The organism is Catenuloplanes japonicus, assembly GCF_000717135.1.
Classification (GTDB): Bacteria; Actinomycetota; Actinomycetes; order Mycobacteriales; family Micromonosporaceae; genus Catenuloplanes; species Catenuloplanes japonicus.
In genome coordinates this window covers 418,924-436,202 of the sequence record NZ_JNXY01000004.1, presented here as the reverse complement: position 1 = coordinate 436,202, position 17,279 = coordinate 418,924, and the positions used below count along the sequence as shown (strand labels likewise).

15 protein-coding genes are annotated in these 17,279 nt (G+C 68.9%); 7 read left to right on the top strand and 8 right to left on the bottom strand.

The genetic code is table 11. The features are described from left to right. Positions 1 to 12: 12 nt before the first annotated feature. The 5 genes from OP04_RS08995 to OP04_RS08975 form a co-directional block, all read right to left on the bottom strand. Positions 13 to 372 carry a hypothetical protein gene (locus OP04_RS08995; RefSeq protein WP_157239557.1) on the bottom strand — a complete coding sequence of 120 codons (360 nt, stop codon included), beginning with the start codon at positions 370 to 372 and terminating at the stop codon, positions 13 to 15. A gap of 292 nt (positions 373 to 664) precedes the next feature. Beyond that, complete coding sequence (locus OP04_RS08990; RefSeq protein WP_033339016.1) at positions 665 to 1,090, bottom strand: hypothetical protein; 426 nt, start codon at positions 1,088 to 1,090, stop codon at positions 665 to 667. A gap of 618 nt (positions 1,091 to 1,708) precedes the next feature. Further along, complete coding sequence (locus OP04_RS08985) at positions 1,709 to 2,320, bottom strand: hypothetical protein (protein WP_033339015.1); 612 nt, start codon at positions 2,318 to 2,320, stop codon at positions 1,709 to 1,711. 135 nt (positions 2,321 to 2,455) lie between these two features. After that, on the bottom strand, positions 2,456 to 3,043 hold the full coding sequence (locus OP04_RS49395; RefSeq protein WP_157239555.1) for a hypothetical protein: 588 nt from the start codon (positions 3,041 to 3,043) through the stop codon (positions 2,456 to 2,458). A gap of 104 nt (positions 3,044 to 3,147) precedes the next feature. Further along, positions 3,148 to 4,293: a hypothetical protein gene (locus tag OP04_RS08975; protein WP_033339014.1), complete on the bottom strand. Its 1,146-nt coding sequence runs from the start codon at positions 4,291 to 4,293 to the stop codon at positions 3,148 to 3,150. A 693-nt stretch (positions 4,294 to 4,986) separates the two neighbouring features. Here OP04_RS08975 and OP04_RS08970 point away from each other — a divergent pair. The 6 genes from OP04_RS08970 (at position 4,987) to OP04_RS08945 (ending at position 13,588) form a co-directional block, all read left to right on the top strand. Then, a complete protein-coding gene (locus OP04_RS08970; RefSeq protein ID WP_157239553.1) occupies positions 4,987 to 5,958 on the top strand; it encodes a hypothetical protein in 972 nt (323 codons plus the stop codon). 160 nt (positions 5,959 to 6,118) lie between these two features. Continuing rightward, entirely contained in the window at positions 6,119 to 7,345 is a 1,227-nt protein-coding gene (locus OP04_RS08965) for an IS110 family transposase (protein WP_033339012.1), read from the top strand. A 78-nt stretch (positions 7,346 to 7,423) separates the two neighbouring features. Beyond that, positions 7,424 to 7,843 (top strand): hypothetical protein, encoded by a 420-nt coding sequence (locus tag OP04_RS08960; protein WP_033339011.1) that lies wholly within the window; start codon positions 7,424 to 7,426, stop codon positions 7,841 to 7,843. Positions 7,844 to 7,918: 75 nt separating this feature from the next. Then, positions 7,919 to 8,272, top strand: coding sequence for a hypothetical protein (locus OP04_RS08955; RefSeq protein ID WP_033339010.1), 354 nt, complete (start codon positions 7,919 to 7,921; stop codon positions 8,270 to 8,272). Between the two features lie 482 nt (positions 8,273 to 8,754). Then, positions 8,755 to 12,489 carry a YobI family P-loop NTPase gene (locus tag OP04_RS08950; RefSeq protein ID WP_157239550.1) on the top strand — a complete coding sequence of 1,245 codons (3,735 nt, stop codon included), beginning with the start codon at positions 8,755 to 8,757 and terminating at the stop codon, positions 12,487 to 12,489. 616 nt (positions 12,490 to 13,105) lie between these two features. Beyond that, positions 13,106 to 13,588, top strand: a complete 483-nt coding sequence (locus OP04_RS08945) for a hypothetical protein (RefSeq protein WP_157239548.1) — start codon at positions 13,106 to 13,108, stop codon at positions 13,586 to 13,588. Between the two features lie 761 nt (positions 13,589 to 14,349). Here the strand turns inward: OP04_RS08945 and OP04_RS53115 are convergent. Together OP04_RS53115 and OP04_RS54550 are read right to left on the bottom strand one after the other, a co-directional pair. Then, the gene (locus OP04_RS53115; RefSeq protein ID WP_157239546.1) at positions 14,350 to 14,874 is read right to left on the bottom strand and encodes a hypothetical protein; all 525 of its coding nucleotides are present in this window, start codon (positions 14,872 to 14,874) and stop codon (positions 14,350 to 14,352) included. Positions 14,875 to 14,937: 63 nt separating this feature from the next. Continuing rightward, positions 14,938 to 15,597, bottom strand: coding sequence for a hypothetical protein (locus OP04_RS54550; protein ID WP_063746568.1), 660 nt, complete (start codon positions 15,595 to 15,597; stop codon positions 14,938 to 14,940). Between the two features lie 539 nt (positions 15,598 to 16,136). On the opposite strand from OP04_RS54550, the gene OP04_RS08930 reads away from it, so the two are divergent. Next, a complete protein-coding gene (locus OP04_RS08930; RefSeq protein WP_157239544.1) occupies positions 16,137 to 16,619 on the top strand; it encodes a hypothetical protein in 483 nt (160 codons plus the stop codon). Between the two features lie 136 nt (positions 16,620 to 16,755). Here the strand turns inward: OP04_RS08930 and OP04_RS55495 are convergent, their stop codons facing one another. After that, positions 16,756 to 16,944 (bottom strand): hypothetical protein, encoded by a 189-nt coding sequence (locus OP04_RS55495; protein WP_232323514.1) that lies wholly within the window; start codon positions 16,942 to 16,944, stop codon positions 16,756 to 16,758. Positions 16,945 to 17,279 lie beyond the last annotated feature (335 nt).

Sequence of the window (17,279 nt, the reverse complement as noted above, 5' to 3'; positions counted from 1 at the left end):
GCCCGGCCGCTGTCAGCTGGTGAGGGCGTGGATGCTGTTGGAGGCCCACCGTGCGTGCTGCGCGGTCCGCTCGGCCGCGTCCGTGACCTCGGCCCATGTTCGCCACCGGTTGTGGTGGTGCAGGACCAGGGACACCAGCGCCCGGAGGTCGGCGACGAGTCCCGCCGCGATGGGGGCCTGCGGGCAGGCGGGCTCACTGAGCCGGACGAGAAGAGTGATCGACTCGTCCGTCCAGAATCGGGTGACCCGTTCCCAGTCGGTGAGTGGGATCGCCAGGCACTCTGCCGCGAGACCGTCGCACAGCAGCTCACGGACCGCGTGCGTCACCTGCTCGCGGGCGCTCTCGATCAGCTCCAGCGACCGTGTGTCCAAGGGCCTGGGCATCGGTTGCGGCCCGCGAATCAGGTCGGCGAAACCGCGATCGCCGGAGAGGTCGGTCGCCGGGTCGTGTTCGGCGCTACCGGGAAGTAAATCGATGACCGTCAAGACGCGTTCCTTTCGGCGGTGGCTTGCCGTGTCGGCGGGGCTTGCCTCCCCGTCAATAACTAATAATATACCTTGTTTTTGATTTCGTGTCCACCTGGAATATGGAGACCCCAGGTGGATGGTCCGGTGTGGTGGGTGGTGCCGCGTCCGGGGCCCGCCCCGGACGCGGCGGCGATGATCAATGCGCCGGGCGTGAGCGGGCGCTCGCCAGGTAGACCGGTACGTGATCGGTTCCCAGGAAGACGGGGCCGTCGGGACTGTCCCAGGTGCCACGGTGCGTGTGCGGGTCCTCGCCGGTGGCCGCGATGTGTGCGGCCACGGCGTCCACGGTGCGGGCGAACTGTATCCAGGGCCCGCGACGCAGTCGTGACTTGTCCGCCAGCACCTCGTACTGCTCCCGCTCCGGGTCGGTCAGTTGGGCGTGGACGCCGCTGAGCTTCAGGCGGGCGTCAAATTCCGGAGTCACGTCGAAGTCATGAACTCCGGTCCACTCCATCTGACCATTCGGGTCCAGGCACAGCATGACCCAGCGAAAGTACGTGGACTTCGGCCACGGGTTGTTCCACGGGCTGCCGGGCTGGTGCGGGTTGGTGGTCTGCGCCATGACTCTGTGCTGCTGCCGCTTTGGGCCGCGCGTAGCGGTCTCGACCCAATACCGGATCTTGCTGACCCGGACGCCGTACCGGTGTCCGTCGATTTCGTATGCGGTGCTGCGACTGACGTGACCTCGCAGAACCCGCAATGGCGGTACGTATGCGGCGATGGAATTCGTGCCCTCGTCCATGGATGTCCTTCTCTGGTGGTCTCCTGCTGATGTCGGCTGGGCTTGCCCTCCCTGCCGAGCTGCTACTAATATACCTTGTTTGTGGGCTGAGGTCCACCTTTCTATGCCTGTTCGCCTCTTTTGTCTGAGTCGGGCGGCGTAAGGTGCCGACGAAACGCTCGCACTTGGGGCTCGTGGCCTCGCCCTTTTTCGGCCGGCGGGGGGCGAGCGTGCTCGCTCCGGTGCTGGACGGCGGCTGTCACATCCGGGACGGGGGTTTCGAGCAAAAGATCATGTGTTCTTCCGCATGATGTTTTGCTCGCCCGTCCCGGATTTGACTGACGATGGCCAGCACCCACACTTCCGGCGCAGCCGGTGGCCGAGAAAGGGTAAGGCAGCGCGGCCGAAGGCCGCTCCGGTCTACGGGACTGACTCGTTAAAGGAGCCGCGCCAGCCGGTTCATGCCGCCATGTCATCCTGCGAGGACGGGATGTCTGTCAGCGCGCCGGCCCACGTCTGCGCTGCGGCGGCGACCTCGTGCAGTGCGGCTCCAAATGGGTACGCCACGCCGATCCGCGCGGCCAGCTCGTTGCCGTCTCGGGCCATCAGCTGCGCATCGTCGAATACCCGCGCGAGCGCGCGCAGCGCGTCGGCGGTGATGCGCGCTGCGCGGGTGAAGGGGGTGAAGCAGCCGTCGAAGTGGCCGGCCCCCTGACTCCAGCCGCAGTCGGCGCACACGCCCGGGGCGTGAAGCAGCGTGTGCACCCGGGCGGCGATGGTGGAGGCGGTGTCCTGATCGGTGAACGTGATGGCGTCCTCGGTGGTGCCGTCGTTGTCGCGCATCGCGGCGACGCCCTCGCCAAGCGCGACGTATGGCGGGTCGCCGAGGTGAACTCTGCCGAGAATCACGCGGAAGTGGCCGGAGGGCGTGCGCGGGCCGATTGCCAGCATCGGACATCCCGGGGGCTGTTGCCACACCTCCATGACGTGCTCCGGAACCCCTCGCGCGGCCAGCTTCGCGATGATGTCCGGCACCGTGATGCACCTGTTCGTACCGATGACGTGCTGCATAGTGACTCTCCGAGAATCGGTCCGCCATGATGGGCGGATGAGGCATCGGCGGGCGGGGCTGCTGGCCGAGTGGAAGCGGCAAGCGGCCAGCAGCCCCTTTCGCCACTGGGGGAAGTCGGGGGCGTTCCGGGTGCCTCAGGCGGCGTCGGGTACGACCGTCAGGTGCCGCGTGGCCGGATCATCCGGCACCGGCTCGACTCTGGACTGCGATGGCGTCTCGGGGGCGGGGATCCCGCAACGGACACACCTCGACTCTGCGAACTGGTGCGCTTTTTCGGCCGCGGTGGCAGGGCAGCGCGCCTGCTGGAGGGTGCCAAGGTCGGTGCGCACCAGGCACGAGGCGCAATGACTCCAGGTCAGATCGGGCGCGGCGTCCAGCGCGGCACCGCACGCGAGGCATTCCAGACCCGCCTGCCGGACGGCCGCATCGAGCAGGCCCGCCTCGACGACGGCGCGGATGCCGACCCTGCGTACCGACCGCCAGGCTGCGGTCTTCCGCACGCGGCGCCACTGCTGCTCGCTCAGGCGATGCCGGGACTTGCTTTCCGCCGGGTGGTCGCGGTTGACGGCCAGGTGCTCTTCGACGACGCCTCGGCCAAAGAGCTGGTATGACCATCCGTAGTGTTCTGCGAGCCTGCTCACCAGGTCGACGGCGTCGGCTTCGGTCAGGGTTCGCGGTAGCTGCACGCCGTGAGGAACGGCGATGCGTAGAGATGTGGGCACGGTAACTCCGATGATCGAGGGTGGCCTGTTCAAGGCCATGCGTGACGGCGACGGGATGGGCGCGGGCCACCCCCGGAGCGCACTGGCTCCGGGGGTGGCGGCGTTCAGGCGGTCGCGGCGATCTCCATCGCCCGCACGCCCTGCATCTCCATGGCGAAGGCGGCGTCAGGATCGGTCAGTGTCTGCGCGGTGCTCGTCACCGCGTGCATGACCCCGCCGGCCGTCCGGTCTCCGCCAGCGATGAAGTGGTTGAGGATCTCCCGCTGCTCGTCGGCGGTGAACCGCAGCCGCTGGGAGACGACCTGGATCGCGGCCTGGGGGTCGCTGATCTCCCGTCCTGCCTTCCTCTCGATCTCGGTCAGCTTCCGCGTGACGTAATCCACGTCCAGGAAGCTGCGCACGGCGTCGCGGGCCTGCTTCACGATGAGCGTCAGGTTCGCCGCCCGCGTGTCCTCAGACCAGGCGATCACACCGGTATCGGCCAGCTCCGCGCCGAGATGGACAGCACCGATCATGTCCTCGTTCATGGTCATGCCGTTGGAGCAGACCCGCACCACGATCCGCGGCGTCACGGTCCATCGGCTCGCGCCGGTCTCGCCGTTGGTGAACACGAACCCGGCGAACACCGTGGGATCGTCGGCGCCGGTGGCGTCGCTGAATGGCGACCGATACCGGCGCAGCAACGCCGGGGCGAGCGCTCGGATCTCCTCCGACTGCACCCTCACAGTCATCCGCCGCTCGGTCAGGTCCGCCGTAGCGGTGACCGCCATCCCCGATTCCTTGATGCCGCGTAGCACCGCGAATAGCACATCGGTGTGATCGATGATCTTGTAGTTGGTCGAGAGGACGGCGCGGGCGACACCGACACCGTCCGGGCCGTCGGAGAAGCAGCGGACCAGGAAGCGGCGGTCTTCGAGACGGCGAAGCCACGTGTTGATGTTGGTATCGAGCAAGCCCGTGTCCTCGGCGCGCATCTTCCGCAGGTACGGCAGCGGAATCGCCAGCTTCGAGGACAAGGTGCTGTCGCAGATGCTGGTGGGCGCGTACAGGCCGCTGGTACGGGTTACGCCCTCCGGGGTGAGCAGGCTTTCAGTGTCCCGGAGCCGCAGATCGCCGTCCTCGGCGCAGATGGCGCTCGCGGGGAGCACGGCATCGATCTTGCGCTCCTGCCGGATGCGCAGGGTCTCCACGAGGGTTGGCAGCGCGGCGAGCCGCAACGGCTGCTGGAGTTCGTGCAGAAGGGCCGACATGAGGTTGCCTTTCGGTCGATGGTGTCTTGCTGGTCGCGCAGGGCTTGCCATCCCGATGCGATAACTACTAATATACCTTGTTTTGGGTCGGGCGTCAATTTGCACCACGTAGCGACCCGAGGCTGTTGATCTTGCATTCTTGTGCTGGGTGAGAGATCCATCCCGTCGGCCTGATCTTCGATCTACCGCGCCAGCGTCAGGGCTGCCGGGATCGCCGAAGGCGACCGCGAAGCGGCGCGTAGCGTCCTGGTTGCCCTGACGCTGGTGTGGTAGCCCTTTGGCGGGCCGACAGGATGGATCGTCCAGTTCGCCACCACGGACGAGGTGTGGAACGTGAAGTCGTCCATCCCGGAGGCCTGCCTCGCCGGCGAGGCGCTCCGTCGATAGGGCGGAAAGGCTGCATCTGGTCCCACGATGGCAGCTGAACGGCGTCGGACGAATCGACGGCCAGGGCGAGCGCTGACGGGTAGCGCGAGGGGCGCCGGGATCGAGGGGCGCCGGGATCGCTATGGTGGCGGCGTAGCGCGGTGGAGTCAGCCGCGAGGATATTTATGCGTGCTCTGCGGCCATGGTGCCGATAGCGGCCCAGACCCGGTGACGGTCTGACGCCGAGGATCCCTTGTCTGATCATGGTGGTGTAGCGGTGTGCTGTGCCACCAGCTCGTACGCGAGTACGCCCAAGGGGAGCAGCACGTGACCATCCTCCACCCGACCCGCCCGCCCGCCGATGCGCTGCCGGACGGGCACTGTCCGATCGTGCAGCGGGTGACGATCGCGGAGGTCCGCGATCCGGTCACCGGGCGGCCGCGCACGCTGGAAGCGGTCGACGGCAGCAGCCTGGAGATCGAGATCTTCCGGTGGCAGCTGCAGCAGCTGATGACCGGCGGCGGACCTCTACTCGGGCCGGTCCGCTACCGACAGCAGCACCGGGCACGCTGCCCACTGTGCGGATTCCGGCGCCTGCCCGGCCCGCGCGTGTTCGGCTGGTGGATCCCCGAGACCTGGCAGGCGGACACCCGCTACGACAGCGTTTCGGCCGACCGCGGCCTGGAGACGTTCGCCAATCTCGCCGAGGCCCACGCACGTACCTCCGGCCGGCTGCGGGTGATGACCCGCCAGCGCCGGATACCCGGGGCGGGTGCGGTCGTCGTGCAGGACCTGCAAGTGCCGGTCGACGGCCGCCAGCCGGACATCGGCCCGGTCTTCGTCTCCGGCACCACGCAGGTGTGGCTGTGGGACGACCTCGAGGCAGCCCGGCACCGGGACCAGCCGGATCGCATCATCCTGTCCCGCGCCGGCCGGGCCGCGCCGGTCACCGGGAGCACGGAGATCGCCCGCATCGTCGCGGCCGCGCGCCGGCCCGCCCCGTGCCCTGCCAGCACCGCGTCGGACACCTTCCGTACGACGCTGCTGGACGGGCACACGATCCGCTGGATTCCCGGCGACGGCACGCTCATGTCGATCCAGGCCCCGGACAGCACCCGGCCCGCGTACCGGCTGCGCCCCGACGGCAGCACCGAAGCACTTCCCGACGCCCCGCGTGGTCTGGTCGTGCTCGGCACCCACCGCGGCGACCGCCCGGCCCTGCACCGGCTCGGCGACTGGCTCCCCGACTACGCGCCGCTCGCCGGCCGGCTCCGTGCCAGCCACGGCACCACCATCTAACCCCTGCGGCGGCCCGCCACACCAGGAAACGGCTGCGGCGGCACCGCGGGTGGTGAGACGTGCCGGTCCGGGAGACGCCTATTGAGATCCCGAGCCCTTGAGCTCTTCCGTGAGATCGCGCGCCCGGACCGGCACCCCACACGACGACAGGACCACCATCATGAGCAGCGCACGGCAGCTGTGGGCCGGGATCGACTGGTCCACCACCCACCACGACCTCGCCGTCATCAGCCCCACCGAACCGGTCCTGCAACTGCGGGTACCGCACACCACCGACGGGCTCACCCAGCTCATCGACGCCCTCGCCGGCGTGCACCGCATGTGGCGGCGCATCCCGATCGGCATCGAGACGAACGACGGTCTCCTCGTGACCTTCCTGCGCCAGCACGGCGCCCGGATCGTCCCGATCCCACCGCAGCAGGCCCACGCCCACCGGACCCGGCACGGCAACCCGGGCCGTAAATCTGATCGCGGCGACGCCGTCCTGCTCGCCCACGTCGTCGCGACCGCCCCCTGCCGGCCGGCCCCGGACATCACACCCGCGGTCCGCGCGATCCGCACCGCAGTACGCGCCCAACGCCGCACCAGCCACAACGCACGGCTGCACACCAGCCAGCTCCGCGCCCACCTGACCACGTACTTCCCCGCCGTGGCCGTCGCCTGGCCCGGCCGCAGCGCTCTCCAACGCCCCGCACCCCGGCTCATCCTGCGGATCGCGCCCAGCCCGGCGGCGGCGCGCCGCCTCACCGTGCGCCGCCTCGAGCGCCTGCTGGAGCGCTCCGGCCGGGTCCGCGGGGTCGCTGGCGAAGCTGTCCGCCTGCACGAGGTCTTCCACGCCCCCGCCCTGCACGAGCACGCCGAGGTCACCGCGGCCAGCGCGGCGATCACCGGCGCACTCCTCGACCAGATCGCCACCGCACTCGACGCCGGCGACCGTCTCCAGCAGCACACCAACCGGCTGTTCGACAGCCACCCGCACGCGCCGATCTACACCAGCTTCCCCGGCCTCGGACCGCACCTGGCCCCACGACTCCTCGGCGAACTCGGCGACGACCTCACCCGATTCGCCACCGCCCGCGCGCTGCGCGCCTACGCCGGCGCCGCCCCGCTGACCTGGGCCAGCGGCAGCCACACGCGCATCCGCCACCGCCGCCACACCAACACGATCCTCGCCGAAACCGGCCACCTGTGGGCCTACGCCTCCCTGCGCGCCTCACCCGGCGCCCGTGCCCTCTACGACCAGCGCAAAGCCGCCGGTGACCGGCACGCCGCCGCGCTGCGCCGCGTCTACAGCCGCTTCCTCGGCCAGCTGCACCACTGCCTCGCCCACCAGATCACCTACGACGAACACGCCGCATGGTACGGCCGGGACAGCGACGCGTCGTGAACACTTCTGCTGGTCACGCGGTGGGCGGGGTCGTGCGTCACCTGGTGCGGGGACGGTCGTGTCTCGTAGGGTCGGTTCATGATCAAACCGGGGGATGAGATCGAAGGCGCCACCGAGCAACTCGCCGCGGCCGCGCTTACCACGCTGCTCGCGGATGTCCGCGCACGCGAACAGGACATGGACGTCACCGTAGTCAAGCATCGTGTGGCAGAGATCGAGGGAGATCCGGAACGGGATGCCGGCGCCGACGCGGGTGGATGGTTCGCCTGGCGGGTACGGATGTCCGACGGCCGCGACATTTTGGTGCTGATTCCCGGTGTCGAGTTGAAGCGGATGCGCGGCCCCGGACTGTCGGCTGAGGCGCCGCGCGTAGGGATCGGCACGGGGTTGTGGTGGTGGGCGGACGCCGTCGGATCACTGGCCGCTGAAGGCACGGCACTACGACCGGACCTGGTTTCACCGAAGGCCGGACCGATGAAGCCCACACTGCCGAAATGACCTGCACACCACCGTGCTCGGCGGCCACGCCGCTGCCCGACGACGGCCGGGTCAAGTACGACGACGACCCCGTACATGCACGCGACGTGGCATCCGCAGCACGTGCACCAGCTGGACGGGCAGGACCGGGCCGATCGGAGGGCGGCGGCCCGGCTGGAATCCCCACAGCGGGTCGGGATGCGCGACTGCGCGCTGCTGGCCGGTGTTCCCTCGGCGGCCACGATCCACGATGCGAAGGGCCGCTACCGATCGGGCCGCCGGATCGACCGCTGGTACGCCACCTACCACCTGCCCGGCGCCGCGGTGACCGGCCTGCCGGTCACCGGCGCAGACCACGACGGCTTCGGCGCCGGCAGGCGGGACACGGCGCCGGTCTCGGATCACCGCCCCGTGAAGGTCACCATCGGCTCGCACCAGCTCGATCTCTGAGGTGGGCAAGTAGACCGTGCGCGAGGATGGCCAGCGGCTGACCCGGTTGGTGCAGGATGCCCAGGCCGGGCATGCCGGAACGTGAAGGTTTATCGTATTGTCCGACTAGGGCGTCGGGATCTCGTTCGAGTGAAACCCGGGCGTGCCCCTCCGGTCCAGCTCTCGGTGGGCGGGCGGCGCTCGGCGCCGGGTCGAGCTGGAGCCGGGCTTCGTCCGGGTCGGGCGGTCTGGGCCGGGGCTGTTGATCGACTCGCCCCCCCCGCCGGGTCGCTATCCCGCGGGTTGGGTTAAAGGTCCTGCTGCGCGTGCTGGCCGTCCGATCGGCCGCGTCCACGACGACCGCTTGCCGAGCGCGCCATCCTCTGCGCGGGTGCTCGTGCTGGAGACCTGGCCGGCCTCCGGGGTGCGCCGGGCGCGCGGGGCCTCGTCCCGGCATGGGCTCGTGGGCACGGTCTGGGGATCACCGCGGCGGTGACAGCCGCATGTGGACGATGCCGGGGTCTCCCTTAGTCTTTGCTGGTCACGGAGGGAAAGGGGAGAAGGTGCGCGGGTGGAAACGGCTGCAGGCGTGGTGGGCCGGCTCGCCGAAGCCTGGAGAGGAGCATGTCGCCCTGCTTCCGCTGACGCCACAATTCCAGCCGGAGCAGCACGACGAGTACCTCGTACGGCTGAACGCCGCCTTGGAGCGGCCGGACGTGCGCAACATCGCGCTGACCGGCCGGTACGGCGCGGGCAAGTCCAGCATCCTGAAGAAGTTCACCGACCAGCATTCGCGACGCGCTCTCAACCTCTCGCTGTCGACCCTCGGCCCTTCCTCGAAGGGGGAGGAGAAAACGGAGGGGGAGGAGGAGTCGACCACCAACCGGATCGAGCGAGAGCTCGTCAAGCAGCTCCTGCACAGCCAGCCGCAGCGGGTGCTACCCCGGTCGCGCTTCCGGCGCATCGACAAGCCGCACCTTCTCCGGGGCGTCATCGTCGCGACGGCACAGGTCACGGCGGTCGGGCTGATCCTGTTCCTCCTCGGCGACTTCCCCCGTCTGACGGGCGCCACCAAGAACCATCCGTGGCCGGTGAGGGCCGGTGCGGTCCTGCTGTTCGGGCTGCTGATCGTGGCCGCGCTGACGTGGGTCAGGCAGGCCCTGCACAACCGGGTCCTATCCTCGGTGTCCGCCGCCGGCGCGACCATCGCGCTGGGGGCGCAAGAGGTCAGCTACTTCGACAAGTACCTCGACGAGATCATCTACTTCTTCGAGTCGACGACGTACGACGTAGTCGTCTTCGAGGACCTCGACCGGTTCGACGACCCGCACATCTTCGAGGCGCTGCGCGAGCTGAACACACTACTCAACACCTCGCACGCGGCGCGGCGCCGGACGTTCCGGTTCATCTACGCGCTGAAGGACAGCATCTTCGAGGGCCTGGGCGCCGACACTACGGGGCCGGACGACGCCGCCTCGGCGGAGGCGGTGCGGGCGAACCGGACGAAGTTCTTCGACCTGGTCGTGCCGGTGGTGCCGTTCATCACGCACCGCACGTCACGGGATCTGCTCACCGGTCTGCTGGCCGCGCAGGGCGTCGTTCCGGTGGCTCCGGACCTGGTCGACCTGGTCGGCCGGCACATCGTCGACATGCGGCTGCTGACGAATGTTCGTAACGAGTACGTGGTGTTCGCCGCCCGCCTGATCACCGCGAAGCAGGGCGTGCCCCAGCTGCGCGCCGACGCGGTCTTCGCGATGATGGTCTACAAGAACATCCACCTCGGCGACTTCGAGCAGATCGCGTTGGGCCGCAGCGACCTCGACATGCTCTACTTCCTCAGCCGCGCCCTGGTGAATCAGTCCATTGCGAAACGGCGCACCCGCCTCAGCGAGATCGCCGGCTCCGAGACGCTCGCCCGCGCCCTCCAGGACAAGCCTGAACAGCTCGGCCGGCGCCTGAACTGGTACGTCGACGCCCTCCGGCGCTCCACCCCCTATAGCCACTACACCCGCGCTGACTATGCGATCGGCACTCAGGCTTTCACTCCCGCCCAGGCCGGCACCGCGTCATTCTGGCGGGCGGTGATCGCCGACGGAAACGGGCTGACCGTGACCCTCACGCATCATTACGGCTCGCCTCAGCAGGTGCACATCCCGGTGACCGACATCCGCGAGCTCCTCCTGCCCGAGGTTGACCTGGACGACTGGGACTCCCGCGAGCGTCAGGAACTGGACGCCGAACGTGAGCAGGTGAACGCCGAGATCGCGGAGCTGCGGAAGGCCGACTTCGCCGACCTCGCCGCGAACCCCGCCTTCACCCTTGTCCGCGGCGACGTCGAGGTCCCCTTCCAGGGACTCCTCAAGAAGACGATCGGCTCCGAAGTCGCCCGTGACCTGATCCGGCGCGGCTTCATCGACCAGAACTTCGCACTCTACGTGGCCCACTACTACGGTGAGCGCGTCTCCGCCCGCGCCCTGAACTTCATCGTGCAGCACGTCCAGCCCAACGTCCCCGACACCTACTACGCCTTCGGCGGAATGGCCAACGTCGCAGGCGTTCTGCGGGAGACCAAGGCGGACTTCCTCGACCTGCACAGCGCCTACAACATCGAAATCCTGGACTATCTGCTGGCCAACCAGGACTCCGGCGCCCGGACCGTCCTCGGCCGCCTGACCGGGATCGACGGCCCAGCCGAGCGCGACTTCCTCCAGGCCTACCTGAGCGGCGGAGAGCAGGCCGCGGAGGCCGTCCGGTACCTGTCCGGCACATGGTCGCCGATCCTGAGCCGGATCCTGGAGGCGGCGGATCTGCCGCCGGACCGCCGTCTCGATCTGGTTGACGTGGCCGTCGCGCACGCCGGCCCGGACCTCGGCTGGCAGATCGATGCGCCTGTGACCACCTACCTTCAGGACAACTACACCCGCCTGCCCTGCCTGACCCAGCCCGTTGACCCGACCTCGGCAGGCAACGCGGTCGCGCTGCTCGGGCAGGCCCGGGTGGTGATCGACGACCTGGCCGTCCTCGACGATGGCGTTCGAGCGTTGGTCGTCGCCGACAGCATGTACACCATCACCAGCGGAAACCTGCGTAGCGCGCTGCACGATCCGCCGACTCTGAGCCTGGACACCATCAAAGCGATCGACTCCACCGTCTACGACTACTGCGTCGCCCAGCCCGCCGACTACCTCGACGCGGTCGACACCGACGCGCCCACGACGGTCACGGTCGCGGACCCCGGCACGTTCGCAGAGATCGTCACCGACATCTCCGACTGGGAGACCGGCCTGACGGAGCGTGCCTGCCGCCAGGCGGCGCAGACGTGCCGGATCGAGGACATCGCCGACGTACCCGCGCAGGTCTGGCCCGCGCTGGCCCGCTCCCGGCGGTTCCCCGCGACGGTGACCAACACCGCCGCCTACATCGACCAGACCGGTGAGGTCGACACCGACCTTGCCGGGCTGCTCGTCGACGCGGGCGCGATCACGGCTCGCGCCGGTGAGCCCGATACCGTCGGCGCGCAGGAGATGCAGGTCGCGGTCGCGATCCTTCGCAGCCGCAAGACGATCCCCGACCCCGGGACCCGAGCCGCGCTGGTCGCCTCGCTCGACCTGACCGAGTGGGTCGCCGCGAGCGACATCGAGCAGGAGAACGGCCCGCTGCTCGGCGAACTGCTCCGCCAACGGATCTGCAACGACACCGCCGGGGTGTTCCAGCGATTCGCCACCAGCGACTGGGAGACCATCCGGCACGGCATCGAGTCCTCGGCGAACTTCGCCGACTTCGTCACGCCCGCCCTGCTCGACCCAGACATGACGGCCCGGTTGCTGGGCAGCACCTCTATCAGCAAGACGCTCCGGCAGACCGTCCTGTCCCGGCTGGACGAGTTCGTCCCGACCGGCCACCACGATGCGCTGCGGGCCGCCGGGCGCTTCGCCGCGACAGCCCAGGTGCCGGTGACGCCCGCCCACCTGGAGCGGATCGCCCAGGCAACCCACGATGCGCAGCTGGTGGTTCCGCTGGTCGACCAGCCCGAGAACACCTTCTCGGCCGATGAGATCCTCACCGTCCTCGCGCACCTCGGCGGCCCGTACGCCGACCTGTCCACCCCTGACGCGACACCGACGTTCCCCAATGATGCCCACCACCTGCGGATCCTCAAACGGCTCGAACAGGATGGACGGCTGTCGAAGGTGACCCAGCGTCGGGTCAAGCCCCAGATCGACGTCACGGTCGCCTGAACGCTCGCCCGACGGGAGACTAGGTGCCCGAGAACACGGGCGAGGACCTGAACGGGGCGCTGCATCCGCCGTGCGGCACACGCGCTCACCGACATCGATCACGATAAAGATGCTGTCAGGAACAGAGCGGCGGAACACGTCATGTGGGATCGAATGCCGCGATGCGTTAATCTGCCGCGTGGATGCGCGGCGATTGGCCACTTGTGCCGCGAAGGATCACGTCGGCAGGACGTGCGTCAGCCTGTCGGCAGGCAATGTGTCGCCAACCTTATGCGCTCTGGCGATTGTCTATCCGGGCTAATTATTCTAGAACGGCCCAAATCCGACACCGAAACGTACGAGTGAGCAAATTTATGCTCTCCGCGATGCGATCGTGACAGATTGTGTGCGCAGGGAGCTGATGCGGAAAACGGGCGTAGTGCCGCGCGGTATCCGACTGTCGGTCATGGCGTGTCGGGATCTACCGTGAATCCGGAGACCTGAGAATGTCGATGGGGTGAGAGCGATGCCTGCCGGGTATGAGCCGACGACGAGCCAGGCGGCGTCTCCACGCGACCGCGGACCGACTCCCCGCCCGCCCGCGCCGAGTACCGGTGGCTGCGCATGTGGTGGCGCGTTGATCGGTGTGCCGGTGCTGTACGAGCGCAGCCGGCTCGCCTACTCCTCCCGGACCTCCTCCGTGAGCGCCACCGGCATGAGCTGGCAGCACACGCAGACCGGCGTGGCGATCACGGACCTCGGCGCGCGGCTCGCACCGCCACGAGCCCCCGGATCATGGGTGCTGCCGGCGATCGTCGCGCTCGTGGGCGTCAGCGGGCTCGCGCTGGCCGCAGTCGTCTCTGCCCTGTCGGTGCTGACGGGTGAACACACGGGTGGCGTCGGCCTGCTGGTCTGTATGTCTCTTGGGCTCGTCCTGCCGTGCGGCGCGATAGGCGCCCTTCTGTGGCGAACGGAGCGCGGGATCGGGCCGACGATGATCGCCGCGCGGCGGCTGTGGGCAGCCAGCCACTTCTGCGAGAAATGCGGTTGTACGACTCTTCCCGACGGCCGCAGAATCGGACCCGGTCGCATTGCGCCCGCGCTCATCCGTGCCGTGTGAACACCGGCCTGACTGGGCCGGCGAGAGCGGGCCCGCCGCAACCGTGCAAGCCGTTCGGACGGAAGGACGGTTTCGCGCTCGTTCCGGGATACGGCCGCGTCACGTAAATACAGCCGGCACCGCGGGAACGACGCTCGCCACACGAACAGTCGGGCGACGGCGACGTTCTCGACCGCGAGTAGCCCGCGAATCAGACACGGTAATATTGCACAGGGGCGGCGCCCTTTACTCAGTCTCCCGCAAAGACGTCGGCGCCGTCCCGCCACCGCACCAATCTGGCGCTCAAGACCACTCACCGTGCGGTGAGCGTTACACCCATATACGTCTCCGTCATGTGGTCAACGTATCGTTGACCACATGGCAGATCCGACAGGTCCGGTCCGCGTCGGCCGACGGGTGCGTATAGAACCTGACGGCCGGCGCGGCTCCGTCGCCGGCGCGATCCCCGGCACGGAAGATGCCGAGATCATGGTTCTCCTAGATGCCGGCACGATAGTCGCCGTGCCGGCATCTGAGCTGTCATCGCCCGAGCACCTGGTCACCAACCCCGCCGACACCGCGGGTAGTAGGAGCGATTGTCGGAGGGCCGAAGGACCGCATCGATTCTTTCGCCGCGCGGCTCCCGCGATCCTCGCAAGCAGGCTAGCGGCATGATCACGGCGGTGATCGGCACTATCTCCGACGTGCTGCCCCCGATTCCCTTGCGAGATCGAGGATGTGTGGCTGCTGGCTCCTGGTCACCAGGGTCTCCCGGTAGGGGACTACGGCGAGCGGATCGCGCGGTCGACGGACATAACACGATCGAGTATCGTCTGCGCGCCGCTGTTGGCCCGGCAGCCGGGCATGACCGGCCCATCCGGATAGAGGATCGCGGCCCGACCCGGCACGGCGGTCCATGCTGATGTTCCTTGCCGCCAGCGCCGCAGACCTGAAGGGACCATGGCGACGGGGTAGGCGACGAGCGTGCCCAGGTTCGCGTGGACGCGGTGTTGCAGGACAGGGTCTCCGATGGCGAGATCGCTGATGCGGACCACCGGACGGACGCTTCGAATGTGGGCGTCGGCGCGATCGTCACGCTGCTGTGGTGGTAGGAGAACTCCTGCACCACGGCTCGGACTCGTCCGAGGTCGCCGGTGCGGATCGAGACCGCCTGCGGCGGCCGCGCGGACATCCACGATCGGCAACGGCCGCAACGGCTCGACTTGCCTCCACCCGATGTATGCCCGCACGTCGACACCGGGGCCGGCCAGGCGCGGCCCGAGTGGTGAGTGCAGCAGCATGGCCATGTGTCGCACCCCGGTCGCCAGCCCAGTGTCCTGGCCGGTGACCGATCGAGGCGAGGCGACGGTTCAGTTGGTCGGGCTGGTGCTCGGCGTCGCACTCGGGTCGCTGTCCGGCGTGCCCTGCTCCGGGCCGTGGCCCTTGCCCGGCCAGGCCGTCTGCGAGGTGACGGTGCCGAGGTCGGCGGAGACCTCGAACATGACCTTGTCGCTGTTTTTGGTGCCGAAGACGTCGTAGGAGCCGTCTGGGTCCTTGCGGACGCTGGTGACGGTGACCGTGGAGTCCTTCGCGGTGACCGCTGCGGTGACCTTGGTGGCCTCGTCGCCGGTCACCGCCGTGTCCGTCGATCCGTCCCGGCCGCCGCCCCCGCCGCCGTGGCCACGGCCGGTGCCCTGCGTGACCGTGCTGAGGTCGGCGGAGACCTCGAACATGGCCTTGTCGCTGTTTTTGGTGCCGAAGACGTCGTAGGAGCCGTCTGGGTCCTTGCGGACGCTGGTGACGGTGACCGTGGAGTCCTTCGCCGTGACCGCGGCCGTGACCTTCGTGGCCTCGTCGCCGGTCACGTCGGTGTGCTCGTGACCCTGGCCGGGCGTGCCGTTCGACGAGTCCGCGGACGCGGACGGGGTGGGCGTCGCGGTCGCGGCGCTGGCCAGGGTGGCCCCGCCGAACACGAGGATTCCGGCCGCGGCGGTGCTGGCGGCGACGAGACCGATCTTCTTGAGCTTCAAAAGGTGCCTGCTTCCCTCAGCCTGGGACCGGCACCGTGCCGGTCGAGCTGATACCCAGATTCGCGGCTCATCCTGTGCCTGAGCTGTCACGGCGGTGCCGTTGACCTGGAAGAACAGGTGCGATTCGGGTGCCGGGGACTTGAGACCGTGCTTCGGCCACGGTCGACGCGGACATCCACGGTGCGGCCGAACGCCGCGCAGAGCGCGCGACGGGGCTGGGCCGTGGGTCACGAAGAGCATCTTGGACGACCCCATTGCCCGCTGGGCCGACCGCCGCCGCGGGTGAGCTGCATCCGGTTCACCCGCCCGGTGCGGAGCCGCGCCTGCCACGGTATGTGGCCGGCAAGCGGCGGGAGTCGTGGCTGTGTGCTGTGGGCCGAGACGGTAGGGCAGCGGTTTCGCCGACCGGGTCGTCGACGCCTCAGCGCGTCCTGGCGGCATGGAATACCGCGTCGGGTGACTGTTCGCTCTTCTTGGCCAGGGCACGGTGCCGTCCGGGCCGATGCCAGGGTGCAGGGTCCGGGTGCTCTGCTGTGGACATGGACCAGGCTGGTGTGAAGCGCGCGCTGCTCTTCCTCTTCGCCGGTGGCGCCTGCGTGGTGGGTGTCGTCTTCGCGGTGCGGCATCCTGATCAACTCGCCTGGGAGCTCGTACCCGGCGTCCTCGTCGCGGCGTTCTGGCTTTTCCTCCGGGTGGTGGCCCCGCCCCGGCTGTCCTGCCCGCAGTGCGGCGACCACACGAAGATCGTGCGGGGAACCTCGGCGGCGGGTCATTGGCGCAACTTCGCCGGCGTCATGCTGGTGATCTTCTCCTCCCTGTTCGGGCCGATCGTCACCATCGGCGGCTGCACCGATCTCCAGCAGGGCAATCATGACAATCTGCCGCTGCTCTTCACGCTCGGCCCGACCGTTGTTCTCGGCTTCCTCCTCGGCCTGCACTGGGTCCGCCACTACCGCCGTCAGCCGCCGGTACGGTGCAACGCATGCGGATACCAGTGGCCGGCTCTGCGCCGTACCAGGTAGCGCTCTCACCCACGGGCCGAGCTTCTCCGCCCGCCTCCGGCGAGCTGCGACAGGCTATGGCTTCGCGGACGGCGCGCGGACAGGCCGGAGGGTGCGTGCTACGAGCGGATGCGGTGTGTGGGCACGCTGGCCGCGGTCAGCATCGACGCGAGCGGCCGGAGGTATGCGTGTAGAAGACCGCGACGTGGTGCACGTCGGCGAGGGCACAGACTGCGGCGAGGGTGCCGATGCTGATCGAGTCGATGGTGCCGATGTCGGCCAGCGCGACCTCCAGCCGTAGCGGGCGTGTCCTGCGTACCGCGTGGACAAGAGTCTGCCGGAGCACGCCGCGTCATCGGCGCCGACGTCGCCGTGCGGGGCGATGACGAGGGTGCCGTCCGCGGCTGTTGTCACGTCGAGGGCGGTGTCCACGGGTAGTTCCGCCTTCCGACGCCGGACGTCCACAAGGGTTCAGGCTAGGGGCTCGGCATCGACGCGTCGACCGGCCCGGCCGTCGAGTGTCATACCGGATCGGTCACGGCACACGCCGTCCCGCTCGCCCGACGCGGTCTGCAGCCCGAGGTCGGCCGCGGGTACGGTCGCCCATCGTTTGTGGGTTGGCGGATAGTCGTTCGGCCTACACGATGGTCGATTTTGCCTACGCTGTGGCCGAACCCCTCC

Coding starts and splice junctions, on each gene's coding strand:
- OP04_RS08990 (WP_033339016.1), bottom strand. CDS start 1,090: ATGGCGCAGACCACCAACCCGCACCAGCCCGGCAGCCCGTGGAACAAC.
- OP04_RS08985 (WP_033339015.1), bottom strand. CDS start 2,320: ATGCAGCACGTCATCGGTACGAACAGGTGCATCACGGTGCCGGACATC.
- OP04_RS08975 (WP_033339014.1), bottom strand. CDS start 4,293: ATGTCGGCCCTTCTGCACGAACTCCAGCAGCCGTTGCGGCTCGCCGCG.
- OP04_RS08965 (WP_033339012.1), top strand. CDS start 6,119: ATGAGCAGCGCACGGCAGCTGTGGGCCGGGATCGACTGGTCCACCACC.
- OP04_RS08960 (WP_033339011.1), top strand. CDS start 7,424: ATGATCAAACCGGGGGATGAGATCGAAGGCGCCACCGAGCAACTCGCC.
- OP04_RS08955 (WP_033339010.1), top strand. CDS start 7,919: ATGCACGCGACGTGGCATCCGCAGCACGTGCACCAGCTGGACGGGCAG.
- OP04_RS08950 (WP_157239550.1), top strand. CDS start 8,755: ATGTGGACGATGCCGGGGTCTCCCTTAGTCTTTGCTGGTCACGGAGGG.
- OP04_RS53115 (WP_157239546.1), bottom strand. CDS start 14,874: ATGGCCATGCTGCTGCACTCACCACTCGGGCCGCGCCTGGCCGGCCCC.
- OP04_RS08930 (WP_157239544.1), top strand. CDS start 16,137: ATGGACCAGGCTGGTGTGAAGCGCGCGCTGCTCTTCCTCTTCGCCGGT.